This window comes from Rhodococcus sp. NPDC056506, assembly GCF_042794945.1.
Taxonomy (GTDB): domain Bacteria; phylum Actinomycetota; class Actinomycetes; order Mycobacteriales; family Mycobacteriaceae; genus Rhodococcus_F.
Genome location: NZ_JBHTSW010000010.1, coordinates 143,635 through 157,645, shown reverse-complemented (window position 1 = coordinate 157,645; position 14,011 = coordinate 143,635). Strand labels below are relative to the sequence as shown.

General features: G+C 64.3%; 7 protein-coding genes. 2 read left to right on the top strand and 5 right to left on the bottom strand.

The window, feature by feature from the left end; all coding sequences use genetic code 11:
- Positions 1–377 precede the first annotated feature (377 nt).
- A complete protein-coding gene (locus ACFQ6H_RS12085) occupies positions 378–5,861 on the top strand; it encodes a carboxyl transferase domain-containing protein (protein ID WP_378646272.1) in 5,484 nt (1,827 codons plus the stop codon).
- Positions 5,862–5,930: 69 nt separating this feature from the next.
- On the opposite strand, the gene ACFQ6H_RS12080 is transcribed toward ACFQ6H_RS12085, so the two are convergent.
- Genes ACFQ6H_RS12080 through ACFQ6H_RS12070 form a run of 3 tightly spaced genes read right to left on the bottom strand, consistent with a single transcriptional unit; the run spans position 5,931 to position 10,752 of the window.
- Positions 5,931–6,212, bottom strand: a complete 282-nt coding sequence (locus tag ACFQ6H_RS12080) for a hypothetical protein (protein ID WP_378549501.1) — start codon at positions 6,210–6,212, stop codon at positions 5,931–5,933.
- An 11-nt stretch (positions 6,213–6,223) separates the two neighbouring features.
- Positions 6,224–10,312, bottom strand: a complete 4,089-nt coding sequence (locus ACFQ6H_RS12075) for an HAD-IC family P-type ATPase (RefSeq protein ID WP_378646265.1) — start codon at positions 10,310–10,312, stop codon at positions 6,224–6,226.
- Entirely contained in the window at positions 10,312–10,752 is a 441-nt protein-coding gene (locus ACFQ6H_RS12070; RefSeq protein ID WP_378646263.1) for a hypothetical protein, read from the bottom strand. Before ACFQ6H_RS12070 ends, ACFQ6H_RS12075 begins: the two co-directional genes overlap by 1 nt.
- A gap of 183 nt (positions 10,753–10,935) precedes the next feature.
- Here ACFQ6H_RS12070 and ACFQ6H_RS12065 point away from each other — a divergent pair, with 183 nt between their 5' ends.
- A complete protein-coding gene (locus tag ACFQ6H_RS12065; RefSeq protein ID WP_378646261.1) occupies positions 10,936–11,883 on the top strand; it encodes an aldo/keto reductase in 948 nt (315 codons plus the stop codon).
- A 1-nt stretch (position 11,884) separates the two neighbouring features.
- Here the strand turns inward: ACFQ6H_RS12065 and ACFQ6H_RS12060 are convergent, their stop codons facing one another.
- Both ACFQ6H_RS12060 and ACFQ6H_RS12055 read right to left on the bottom strand, forming a co-directional pair.
- Positions 11,885–12,655 (bottom strand): hypothetical protein, encoded by a 771-nt coding sequence (locus ACFQ6H_RS12060; RefSeq protein WP_283302988.1) that lies wholly within the window; start codon positions 12,653–12,655, stop codon positions 11,885–11,887.
- Between the two features lie 136 nt (positions 12,656–12,791).
- Entirely contained in the window at positions 12,792–14,003 is a 1,212-nt protein-coding gene (locus ACFQ6H_RS12055; RefSeq protein WP_378539156.1) for a hypothetical protein, read from the bottom strand.
- Positions 14,004–14,011 lie beyond the last annotated feature (8 nt).

The following is a 14,011-nucleotide window of genomic DNA, read 5'->3' as shown; positions in this document are numbered from 1 at the left end:
ATGTAACCGTGGTTCACGTTGACTAATATTCTTCAATTCGCCCAGGTGACATGAGCGTCGACATACTGCATCCTTAGATAAACCAGGGATTCCCTGGAAGCAGACACAATATGTTGCTGATTCGTGATTGGAGCGGTTCTGAGTCCACGCCTGCAGGGTGGCGCACAAGGCACACGTGGTGCATCAGCGCACACGGTGCTTCGGCGCAAGGGACTCGACGAACCGGAAGGGCAATCACTTGCCAACGCGCAACCGGGGGAAACACAGCGCATCGCGGCTTAGTTCACGAACCGGACAATCCGGGTATGTGGGACACGGTCGGCTCATATCGCAACGTACGTGACGAAGAATCTCATCAAGGGACGGTGGCAGTGACAATGTTCAAACGAATCGCAGTGGTCAATCGAGGTGAGGCCGCGGTCCGCCTGATCAGGGCTGTACGCGAACTGAACGCCGAACACGACCACGGCATTCGCGTCATTGCACTGCACACAGAGGCCGAGCGTCGGGCCATGTTCGTTCGCCAGGCCGACGAAGGTGTCACTCTCCGCAGCACCGGCACGGGCAGCCCGTACCTCGACTACGCCGAACTCGAGCGAGCACTTCTCGCAGCCAAGGCCGACGCCGTCTGGGTCGGCTGGGGCTTCGTGGCCGAGGACCCCACGTTCGCCGAGATCGTCGCGAAGCTGGGCATCACGTTCATCGGTCCGAGCGCCGACGCGATGCGCCTGCTCGGCGACAAGGTTGCCGCCAAGATCCTCGCCGAGAAGGTCGGCGTACCGGTCGCCCCGTGGAGCGGCGGGCCGGTCGAGACTCGCGCCGACGCACGCCGTCACGCGCAGGCGATCGGCTACCCGCTGATCATCAAGGCTCGCAGCGGCGGCGGCGGACGCGGCATCCGCAAGGTGTGGGCCGAGGACGAGCTCGAAGTTGCGCTCGAGCGCACTCAGGGTGAGGCCGAGCGCTCGTTCGGCGACCCCGTAGTCTTCCTCGAACGCCTTGTCACCGATGCGCGCCACGTCGAGGTACAGATCATCGCCGACAACCACGGCAACGTCTGGGCTCCGGGCGTTCGTGACTGCTCGATTCAGCGTCGCAACCAGAAGGTCATCGAAGAATCCGCTTCCCCCGTCCTCACCGAAGAACAGTCGGACCACCTGAAGGAGGTCTCGGCCGAACTCGTCAAGGCAGCCGGGTACCACGGCGCCGGCACGGTCGAATACCTCTACCAGCCCGAGAACAAGCTCTTCACCTTCCTCGAGGTCAACACGCGCCTTCAGGTCGAGCATCCGATCACCGAGGTCACGACAGGCATCGACCTCGTCAAACTGCAGATTCTCGTGGCCAGCGGTGAAGAGTTGGTCGGCGACTGCCCACCCGCGTTCGGTCATGCCGTCGAGGCTCGCCTCAACGCCGAAGACGCCGACAACGATTTCGCTCCCGCGCCCGGCACCGTTCAGCTGCTGAAGTTCCCGCTCGGCTCGGGCATCCGCGTCGACACTGGTATCGCGGCCGGCGACGTCATTCCGCCTGACTACGACTCGATGGTCGCGAAGGTCATCGCGTGGGGCCGCAACCGCTCGGAGGCACTCGCGCGTCTACGCACCGCCCTCCGTGAAACCACCGTCGTACTCGACGGCGGCACCACCACCAAGTCGTTCCTCCTCGATCTCCTGGATCGCGACGAGGTCATCTCGGCATCCGCAGATACCGGCTGGCTCGACCGCACTGGCGCCCTCACCGGCGCCACACGCCGCGCCGACGTCGCACTGATCGCCACCGCCATCGACGCCTACGACGCCGAAGAGTCCCTCGAGCGTGCGGCCTTCCTCGCCTCGGCACGAGGCGGTCGCCCCCGCGCCAATCACGCGATCGGACGTAGTGTCGAGCTCAACTACCAAGGTCAGGCATACAAACTGACCGTCGGGCGCATCGGCCCGCACCGCTACCGCGTCGACGGAGACGCAGGCGACATCGAGGTCGACGTCGATCGTCTCGGTGACTTCGAGTCACGTCTGGTGATCGGTGATCGCCGCTTCCACGTCGTTTCCGTTGTGAGCCCGGCTCGTTATCTCGTCGAGGTCGACGGCATCAGCCACCAGATCAGCCAGGACGACGCCGGAGTGGTCCGCGCGCCGGCTCCTGCCGTCGTGGTGGCCGTACCGGTCGCGGTCGGCGACGACGTCGAAGCCGGCTCCACTCTGGTCGTGCTCGAATCCATGAAGATGGAGACCGCAGTTCGCGCTCCCTACGCGGGCAAGGTGCGAGAAGTTCTCGCTACCGTCAACTCGCAGGTCGATGCCGGCGCGCCGCTCCTGCGCGTCGACCAGGTCAGTGAGGAAGCTGTCACGGAAAAGGCTCCGCGCGTCGAATTCGACCTTCCTGCTGCGACTTCCGGTACCGACGCCCGCGACGACGCACTGGCACAGCTCGAAGCGCTGACCGCAATGCTCAGTGGCTACGACGTCAGCGGCAAGCACGCCAACGCTGTTCTGGCCGAGTACGACGCACTTCGCAGCGCACTCGAATCCGAGGACCGCGAACTGGTACAGGCCGAACTCGCCGTGCTGACCACGTTCGCCGACATCTGTGAGCTCTCGCGCAACAAGCCCACCTCGGGTGAGTCGGCGAAGGACGAATCCGTCCACAGCCCCCGCGAGCACTTCCACACCTTTCTGCACTCGCTCGACGCCGAGCGTGAAGGTTTGCCCGCGTCGTTCCGCACGAGACTCGAACGCGCACTTCGCCACTACGACGTCACCGATCTGGAAGATCGCCAGGCAGTCGAGGAAGCGGTCTACCGACTCTTCCTGGCTCTGCAGCGCATGGAAGCCCAGATCCCGGTCATTGCAGCACTTCTCGAAGGCTGGCTGGTCGGTGACAAGGCTCCCGGTTGCTCGGCTCAGGAGCTGAACGAGGTTCTCGATCGACTCATCGTCGCGACGCAGGTCCGCTACCCCGTCATCGGCGACGTCGCCCGCAACCTTCGCTTCCGGTTCTTCGACGAGCCGCGAATCCGTAAGGTCCGCGAAGACGTCTACGACGGAGTACGCGGCAACCTCGCCTACCTCGAAGAGCAGCCGGACGCTGCTGATTTCAACGAGCGGATCGCCAACCTCGTCGCCACCCCCGAACCGCTCCTGGACCTGCTGGGTCGAAAGATCGGCCTCGGCAACCGCGACGGCGGACCGCTGCTCGAGGTCATCACACGTCGCTACTACAAGATTCACTCCTTCGAGGACGTCCGCGTTTTCGAGCACGTCGACCGCCGTTTCGTAACCGGCAACTTCGATCTGAAGGGCGACGGTCTGCACCTGGTCTCGACGGTGGCCGAATTCGATGCTCTCGGAACCGCTCTCGACGATGTCGCCACGATCGCGCAGGATGCTCCGTCGGGTCGCGGCCTGGTGGTCGACATCTACCTCGACTGGCCGAATCAGCCCGCTGACGGCGACGCGCTCGTCGAGACGCTGCGTACCGAACTCTCGCGCAACGAGACGATCACCCGTTCACGGCGCGCCACGGTGATCATCTGCAACCCCAACGGGGATCCGGTCCGATGGGTCACCTTCCGGCCGGTCGACGGTGAACTGGTCGAGGACCACATCATTCGCGACATGCACCCGCTCACGGGTCAGCGTCTGGACATGTGGCGCCTGAAGAACTTCAACGGAAAGCGCCTACCGGCTCCGGAGAACACCTACCTGTTCCACCTCTCCGCCAAGGAGAACCCGAAGGACGAGCGTCTGATCGCTCTGGCCGAAATCCGCGACGTGACACCGCAACTCGACGACGAAGGCCAGATGGTTGCGCTTCCGGCCATCGAGCGCACTCTTGCGGCCTGCCTCGACGGCATCCGCCGTGCGCAGTCCCAGCGCGGGGACAAGCGTCGACTCGCGGCCAACCGCGTCGTGCTCTACGTGTGGCCGGTCGCCGACGTTCCCAGCGAACGCTTCTCGGTGATCGCTCAGAACGCAGCCCGACTGACCGTCGGTGCCGGGATCGAAGAGATCACGCTCATCACCCGCTTGAAGGACCGGAAGGGTGGCGCACCCAAGGAAGTTGCGCTGCGCTTCTCCTACCGCGCGGGTGCCGGTGTGGTCATCAACAAGACCACTCCCCCCACCGAACCTCTGCTCCCCCTCGACGCCTATGCGCAGAAGGTTCAGAGTTCGCGGGCACGTGGCACGGTGTACCCGTACGAGCTGATTCCGCTGCTGACCGGCACCAAGGGCACCTTCGTCGAGCACGACTTCGACGAAGCGGGCGTCCTGTCCCCCGTCGAGCGTCCGTACGGACTCAACAAGGCCGGCATCGTCGTCGGCCTCGTGAACACTCCGACGCCGCGTTATCCCGAGGGAATGACCCGCGTAGCGCTTTTCGGTGATCCGACCAAGGCGCTCGGTACAGTCGCCGAGGCCGAGTGCTCACGCGTGGTAGCCGCCATCGACCTGGCCGAGAAGTTGAACGCTCCGGTCGAGTGGTTCGCACTGTCCTCGGGTGCCACCATCTCGATGGAGAGCGGCACCGAGAACATGGACTGGGTCTCGCGTGGTCTGCGCCGGATCATCACCTTCACCCAGAACGGCGGCGAGATCAACATCGTCGTCACGGGAATCAACGTCGGCGCTCAGCCCTACTGGAACGCCGAAGCCACCATGTTGATGCACACCAAGGGCATTCTGGTGATGACCCCGGACAGCGCAATGGTGCTGACCGGCAAGCAGTCTCTCGACTACTCCGGCGGTGTGTCGGCCGAAGACAACTTCGGTATCGGTGGTTACGACCGCGTCATGGGCCCCAACGGCCAGGCCCAGTACTGGGCCCCCGACCTCACCGCGGCGTGCGAGATCCTGTTCCGTCACTACGCACACTCGTACCTCGCTCCCGGCGAACGGTTCCCGAGGCGCGCGGCGACCACGGACCCCGTCGATCGCGACGTGCGTAGCTTCCCGCACACCCACCCGTCGAGCGACTTCGAGACGGTCGGCGACATCTTCTCCTCGGCGAAGAACCCGGATCGCAAGAAGCCCTTCGACATTCGCACCGTCATGCGTTCGGTGGTCGACCAGGACCACTCGGTACTCGAGCGTTGGGCCGACATGGCCGGCGCCGACACCTCGGTCGTTCTGGACGCGCACCTCGCCGGACATCCGGTCACGGTGGTGGGCATCGAGTCCCGCGCGATCCCGCGTAAGGGTCGATTCCCCGCCGACGGACCCGACACCTGGACATCGGGAACGCTGTTCCCGAACTCGTCGAAGAAGACGGCCCGCGCGATCAACGCTGCGAGCGGCAACCGTCCGATCGTGGTGCTGGCCAACCTGTCCGGCTTCGACGGCTCGCCGGAGTCGCTGCGCAACATCCAGCTCGAGTACGGCGCCGAAATCGGCCGCGCCATCGTCAACTTCGACGGACCGATCGTGTTCTGCGTCGTTTCCCGCTACCACGGCGGCGCGTTCGTCGTGTTCTCCGGCGCGCTCAACGACAACATGGAAGTTCTTGCTGTCGAAGGTTCCTTCGCCTCGGTACTCGGCGGCGCCCCGGCCGCCGCAGTGGTGTTCACCCGCGAGGTGAACACCCGCACCAACAACGATCCGAAGGTGCAGCAACTCGAAGCAGACTTGGCAGCAGCCAAGGACGACACGGAGAAAGCACATCTGCGCGTCGAACTGAACGCTCAGCGCATCGCCGTCCGCTCCGACAAGCTCGGCGAAGTGGCATCCGAATTCGAAGCGATCCACAACATCCAGCGGGCCCGAGAGGTCGGCTCGGTGGATGAGATCGTCCCTGCCGCAGAACTGCGTCCGCAGATCATCGCAGCAGTCGAACGCGGCATGAAGCGCGCACTCGCGCAGTAGGTTTCTCCGCACGTCGAGCGGTCCCGCGAAATGCGGGGCCGCTCGATCTGTCTTTAGGCAGCGCTGGCTTCAGACGCCCTCGAGCGCCTCTCCGATCTCTTCGAGGACGTGATTGTGCTGCTCTGTCGCGAGCAGATGCCCCGCCGCGATGGTCACCGCCACGGGCCACTCGATGATTTCGAAGGCCACCATCAGTCCCATCACCGCAAAGTAGGCGATCTGTTCAGGGCGCGGCACCGGAATGGCGCCGACGATCGGCAACTCCAATTCGAAGCTTCGAGCCGAACGGACGGATTCCACCACTGCACGGTGATCCACGGTGTTCGGCTGGTCGACGGCGTTCTGGGACATGTCACGATTCCTCAGGATTCATCTCGGGTCGCCCGGGAGTTCGGCGACGTGTCACTTCCAGCAGCGACGCTGACAAGCGTGTCCGATTCACTGGTTTCCGCTTCTTTGATCTCAACGTTGTCGCGAGCGCTGACTCCACCGGTCCGGGAGGTGTACGCGGTGCTCGTCCGCGTCGGGGTCTTGCGAATCGTCGACTGACCTTCCTTGTTCTCCTCCGGTTCTGCGATCCGTTCCAACACCCGCGGAGCCAACGCCGCGAGAAGCGTCGCTGCCGACGCACACCCCACCGCCTGGCCCCACGCGATAGGGCCGAGCGGCGTACAACCGAGGAATTGGCTGACCACGGGCGTACTGACGAGCGTCACCAGCGCCGCAGCGGATCCGGCAACGGTTGCGACCACCAACGGACTGCGCGATTCGAGCAGCGTCTGCCCCAGTTGGGTGCCCACCAGGGCAACCAACGCCACCGTCGACGCTCGCCGCCGCCTGCCACTCGTCCGGGCCAGCAGCCACGCTGCCAGCGCGCCGATTGCCGTGGCACCGCCGCGGACAGCGATCGTCTGCCACAACGCGTGAATGTCCATGTGTCCAGACTTCTCGGATCCGTTCTCCGACGGGGTACTCACCGCAAGCGCGGCAGCAGGCAGCGCGTCCGTCATCAGATTGACCAGCAGCAACTGCCTTGCATTGAGCGGTGATTCGCCGGACAACGCAGAACCGATCAGCGCGAATGCCACTTCGCCCGCGTTGCCCCCGAGTAGCACCCCCACCGCTGATCTGACCCGCCGCCACAATTGACTGCCCTCGTCCAATGCGTCGGTCAATCCTCCGACTCGGCCGTCGAGGAGCACGATGTCCGCGGCGCCGCGCGCCGGATCACTGTCGGTCGACGCCACGCCGATCCCCACGCTGGAGACTCGGATCGCCGCGGCGTCGTTCGCGCCGTCACCGACCATGGCGCACACCCGCCCGTCCGTCTCCAACGCTTGCACGATCTCGACCTTCTGTTCGGGGGTCACACGTGCGAAGACGCTCCTACAGCGGACGGCGTCCCGTCGTTCGGCGCGAGAGAAGTTCTCCCAGTCGGGACCTGTGACAACGTCCTCGCGTGCGACATCCATCCCCAGTTCGGTGGCGACTGCAGCAGCTGTTGTCGGATGATCGCCGGTCAGCACGCGCACTTGCTGCCCCTTGCCTTGAAGTGCTCGAACAAGTTGCGTGGCTTCGGGTCTCAACGTGTCCGAGAGCCCGAGAAGGCCGACCGCCTCGAGTCCCTCGGAACAACACCGTTCGAGAAACTCCGAGTCCCTCCCAGCACGTCGCGCGTCGTGTTCCGACAGCTCTCGCTGTGCGACGGCAACCACCCGTAGTCCGCGTCCGGCCATGCTTTGAACATGCCTCGCCGACACAGCATTCGGATCTCGCCCTGCTTCCGTCACGAATTCCGGTGAACCCTTGAGCGCAATCCGTCTTCCCAGCAAGGCCGCGGAGTACGGCCGCCCAGATCTGAACGGAACAAGGTTGAGGGCGTCGGCATCACCGAAAACCGAAGCCTCGTCCAGTGCTTGCTGGGCTGCATCGACGACGGCGGCATCCGTCGAATGAAACACGCGATCGTCGCGACTTCCCAAGGCACTGCGCGCCGCAACTTCCAAAATCTCGCTTTCGTTCCAACCGTCGACGCGTTCGACCGTGGCCACCCGTAGCTTGTTCTCACTGAGGGTTCCGGTCTTGTCGAAACAGACCACGTCGACACGGCCGAGCGCCTCGATCGAACGGGGAGCACGAACCAGAACGCCTGCTGCAGTGAGCCTTCGAGCCGCAGCCTGTTGAGCCAGAGTCGCGACCAGCGGCAGCCCCTCCGGGACGGCGGCAACCGCCACTGCCACACCACCGGTGACAGCGTGGCGCAGACCGGTACCACGAACCAGACCCGCGACTGTCACCATCGCCCCACCGCCGATACTGGCCGGCAGGGTCGCCCTGGTGAGTTCGCGCAGTCTGTTGGTCAGGCCCACCGCAGGTCCGGATCGGGACACACCGACATCGGCGCGCCTGGTCACTGTTCGGGCTCCGGTGGCTGTGACCACGCCTCGACCGGAACCGGCAAGCACAGTTGTCCCCGCGTAGGCCATGCACGTTCGCTCGGCCAGTGGCATCCCAGGGGTCGGGTCGGTCTGCTTGTCGACGGGCAGGGACTCCCCCGTCAACGACGACTCGTCGACTTCCAACGATTCGGCGCTCAACAGGCGACAATCGGCGGGCACGATGTCTCCGGACTCGAGCGCCACGACGTCACCGAGTTCGAGCGCGTCTGCCGTTACCTCGACCTCACCAGCGTTGGTCACTCGCCGAGCGACCGGTTCCTGAGTCCGCAAAAGCCGCTGCACCGCCCGTTCCGAATGCAGACGTTGAACAGCGGACATCGCGGCATTGCCGACCAAGACCGAGCCGACCAGGACGGCGTCTACCGGTGAACCGAGGACTGCACTGGCAGCCGAGCCGGTTGCCAACACCGGAGTCAGTGGGTCCGCCAATTCTGTTCGCAACGCCGACAATCCGTCACGGATCAACCTGAACCGTGCGGGCGCTCGCACACGAGCTTCCGCGCGGTGCGGTACATGTCGGACGGATTCGGACAGTTCGTCAAGTACAGCATCACCGTCCATCTCATGCCAGGTATCGCTGGGCGTACCGACTGGGACGGGAGTCCGAATCACCGATCGGGACAAGGTGTATCCGGTCCACAGGCCCGCAGCGGACCCAGCCGTGACCGGTCCCGGCCCAACGCCTCGAACTCCTGGAAGCATGACTAACCCACCCAATGCCGAAGAGCCAGAAGAGAGTTCGACTCCACGCCTGGTCGCTGTTCGGGCAGCCGGGAGCGCATGGACAACCCGCCACGCCCCAGCCAAGTCGGTGTGGATGTCTGCACTCACGTGCTCGCCGCTCGGTGGTGAAATCCCGATGCGTAGAACTGTCTGTCCCGATATCGCCCTGCTCGACACGATCGCAACTGTCCGACCATCGGCGGCCAACGCCGAGAGCGCTTCGCGTAGGCCGGCTTCGGGAGTCGCCTGCGCCGGATAGAGCTCGTCAAATCCACTTCGCAGTGATCCGAGCCCGTCGTCGTCGATCGTGACGGCTGCGACCCCGGCCGCACGTATTTCACCTATCAGTGTTTCCGCCAGCCCTTTTCGCACGGGTCGCACGACCACTTCGGCGCCGCCGATGCGGTGCCTTCCCACTCCGACAGTTCCGTCAGACAGAGCCTTCCTGGCTTGTGACCACACCGCGAGGCGGTCCGACTCCGACACTCCTCGTAGGTCGGAAACCCGGAGCGCATCGTCGAACAGAACGGTGGGATCGACGAGGACGGTATCGACCCGATCGAGCATGCGTAGAGCCACCGGGTCCGAAACGGCGACGCGGTGCGTCCGCCACAGACCGTATGACAAACCAGCAGCGAACGATTCGCGCGACATCCGCAGCGGTCGCGGTGCCGAAACCTTGATGCTCGTCGCGACGGTGTCACCGCCGGCGAACACGGACGCCAGTGCAGCCCCGGCAACCAACTGAACCCCAGCGATCCTGTCGGCGTAACGCTCCCCCGGACCACTCGGTTCACGCCACACGGAAGAACCGCGCCCACCAGGGTCGAGCGACCACACACGCCGCGAGTTTCGCGCTGCAATCGCTTCGCGCAGCAGCATCGTCCTCAGCCCGAAGTCCACGCCCAGCGACGCAGGCGCATAGGTCAGAACGTCCGCGAACGACGTCGCCGACTCCAAAGCGAAGTCGGTCAACGAACGGCCAACTGCCTGTTCGATTCGCCGACGCACCCGGGGTTGATAATTGATCGCCGACGCCGCCGCCGAGACATAGGCGGAACCCGGCACTCGAGGGGCGCGAAGTATCGAACCCGCTGCTGCAGGAATCATCCCGACGCCCGCCAACGCAAGCGTGCCGGTCCGCAGCACCACATCACTGACTGAGGTTCGCGAAATCGCGGATCCGCCGACCAACGCGAGGCCCGACAACGCCAGGCGCGGTGGCAGAGTTGCCAACGCCACCACACGCCGGGCCATCGCGGTGAACATCAGGAAGTGGATCGAGTATGCGAAGAACTGTGGGTTCGATCCTGCGACCGACTGGCCACCTTGTGGGAGTTTCCGCCTGACACCTTCTTCGCCGCTTCCTTCTTCGCCGCCTCCATTTTTGTCGAGGGGCCAACCGCCTTGACCTCGCGATGAGACCGACCGCTCTTGCGATCCCATTCGTGAAGCACCAGGGCCGTGCCGCCGACTGCCAACAGCACCGGCCATTCCACCAACCCTGCCGCTCCGACGGCGGCCATCGTCAGAACCGCGGTCGGTGTCGAGGAACTACCCGAACGAATTCCGTCTCGGACGCCCTCCGCCGTTCCGCGTATCCCGCCTGCCACTCCGCCGATCACACCACCACCAACGGCTCCAGCCACCGTCGTCGTTGCGTCTGCCACACCACGGACGACGCGGGTGGCTTCGTCCACAATCATCATCGGACGCTCCTATCAGCAGTCCATCGAAGAATTCAGTATTTGAGGCCATACCCAACACCGACGGCGGCAATCACGATCCGATACATTTTTCGGCGAACCTGGCGAGGGCGCGCCATCGTCAGGGCCGTGAGAGGGTACGGTGCGGGATGCAGCGACCACCTTCATCGACGGGAGTTCCACACAGTGGCGATCATCGGAAATTCGGACATCGACATCTTCCGACTTAGCTTGGGCGGCAACCCTTTCGGTTGGACCGCAGACGAGAAGACGTCCTTCGAGATCCTCGACTCGTTCGCCGAAGCCGGTGCAAACTTCATCGACACCTCCGACTCGTACACGGCGTCGGCTCCCGGAAATTCCGGTGGGGAATCCGAAACGATCATCGGGAAATGGATCACCGATCGGGGACTGCAGAACGACATCGTCGTCGCCACCAAGGTGGGTAGCCATCCCGATTTCAAAGGGCTGAAGGCAGACAACATCGCAGCCGCTGCAGAGGCGTCGCTGCGCCGTCTGCAGACGGACTGCATCGATCTGTACTACGCGCATTTCGACGACCCGCAGACTCCGCTCGAAGAAACGCTCGAAGCCTTCAATGCCTTGGTCGTCGCGGGCAAAGTTCGCTACCTCGGAATCTCCAACTACAGCCCCGACCGCATCCGGGAGTGGTTGCGGATCACCGAAGAGAACGGTTACGCCGCGCCGATCGCGCTGCAACCGCATTACAACCTGGTGCACCGTAAGTCGTACGAACCTGAACTCGCCGAGATCGCCACCGACAACAACATCAGCGTCTTCCCCTACTTCGCTCTCGCCTCCGGCTTCCTGACCGGAAAGTACAAGACCCGCGCAGACATCGAAGGCAGCTCCCGCGAACGATTGACCGCTGGATACTTCAGCGACGCCGGACTCGACGTCGTCGCAGAACTGGCGACAATCGCACAGGCACACGACAGCGAGATCTCGACAGTCGCCCTGGCCTGGCTGCTGACTCGACCGGGCATCACCGCACCGATCGCGAGCGTCAGCCGGCCGGAGCAGCTCCCCGCGCTACTGGACGCCCCGAACCTCGTGCTGTCGTCGAATGAACTGGACACGCTCGAACGGGTGTCGGCGGCAGTCGGCGCCTAGATCAGGCAGTTTTGAGATGGGCACCGAGAGCAGTGTTATTGATCGTCCAGAACGACCAGCCGTCATGGCTCTCGGTGTCGCCTGAAATGTGACCGGTGACGGCATTGGCGGCCGCGGTCGGATCGGGGAATCGGCGGCCTTCCATCGGTCCGCGCATGATCTCGACCACCTCGGTGGTTTCGTCGAAGCGTCCGACCCAGCGGTATCCGTGGCAATCAGCCGTCATCTCGAGGCGATTGTCGACAACTTCGATCTCCTCGACTCCGCTGGCGCGCCGCTTCTTCGCCGCGACCGGCGAAGCCTTGCGCTTGGCTGCGACCGGTGTCTCGACGTGAATGCTCGGATCCTTGACGGCAGCGAGGCCCAGAGCGTCCCAACGATCATGGCCGTGCACGACGCGTCCGCGCGGGATCGCATGATGACCGGTGCGATTGCGTCCGGGGCTGTCCATGATCCACAGGTCGACCTCGGCACGGATGTCGTCCGCGACCTCATTGGAGGGCAGCATGAAGAACTCGTGCGGATCTGCTGCCAGGTCCACGAACACCCAGAACTCGGAGCGCGTGTCGTCACTCTCGAGCGACTCGTCTTGACGCCTGGCCTGCCAGTCGCCTTCGAGCTTCGAACGCACTCGGACGATACGACTGGTGCCGTCTGCACCCGTCACCTCGACGGGATTACGACGCGAGTGCGTGAGCCGGACGGCTTTGCCCCCACGCTGCGTAGCTTCGGAAATGAACGCATTGATGCCGCGGCTTGCGGTGTCTTCCATGATCGACCTGTCTTGAAGCGGATACGCCCGCATCACCGGATCGGCACGGGGTCGAGCAAGGAGCGAATTCTCGGCCTGTTCTTCGATCGTACGGCCGGTCAGTACCTCCGACCTTACAGCTCCGACGTCGGCCTGACTACGGCGCCCGACGCTCGTTCCCAGAGGTCAGCAGTGCAATGTCCCCGTAAAGAGCAGCGCGGTGAGCGAACATCAGCTCTTCCACACCGTCGAATTGATCCCCGACGTAGTGCGTGTTTGCGGCCGAAAGTTCACGTGAACCGGAGCGCGCAAGTAGGTCGTCGATCCGGCTGTCGAGGCTCGCTGCATGCGCAACCGCGCGCTGCGAACTCAACTGATCCTCGGCCCGTGCGACCAGGTCACCGATCCGCGCGAGCGCCGCGACGCGTTCGACCAACTGGTCCCAGACCGCGCCGAGCGCTTCCTTGCGCGAAGCGATCCCGGCTCGGGTTCCCTCGTCGCGTGCCAACGCAGCCGCGTCGTCCAACTCCGCGAGAATCGAACGCAGCGCTACGGTATCGACCGCGATCTGGGTGATCTCGTCGGCCAGGTCGAGTTGATTGCGTTGAATGACAAAGTGGTCGGAATGCCATGCGCTGGAGCTTTCGATCCGGTCGAACAGATTTCCGGCGAGGTAAAGCAGAGCGTCGTACTCCCCTGCACGTCCTTCGGGCTCGGAATCGACCAGTCCGTCGAGGACCTCCGCGATCCGCCTACCCGCGTCGGCGATGACACCGGTTCCCTGGACCTTCCCCAGCTGGGCGGCAAGTTTGTCGAGCGCAGCGTTTCCACCACTTGCCACGACCCCCAACCCCACCGGCAGCTTGGCTGGAACCGGGGTGCGGGTGAGCCCGGCGAAAAGCGCCTCACGTTGCTCGACGTCGAGATGAAGGCCGTCGCGGCGGTCCTTGCGAATGGCACGGACGCTGCTCGCGAAGTGGCGATTGGAATGCACTATCGCCGAACGCATCGACTGCACGCGCTTGTCGAGCGTCTGCACCCGCCGTTCGAGGACTACCTGAACAGGACCGATGCGGGTCGCGAGCAGTCTGCGTCTGGTGCGGGCCAGTTCGTCGGTGAGGTAGCGCAACTCCGAGAAGCCGCCGATCTCCGGGAACGAGCGCCCGACACTGCGCCGGTTCGCCAGGATCGATCGCGTCGACTCGTCCGCATAGCCACCGGCAATCAGCAGTGCGACGTCGTCGGACAACTCCGGCCGGTTCGACTCGACGGTCCCCGCCGCACACCACTCCCTCACTCGGGTGGAGATGAGCGTTCGCCGTTCGGTCACCGACGCCACGACAAAGACGTCGTCAGTTCCGTCTGTCATCTCACGCC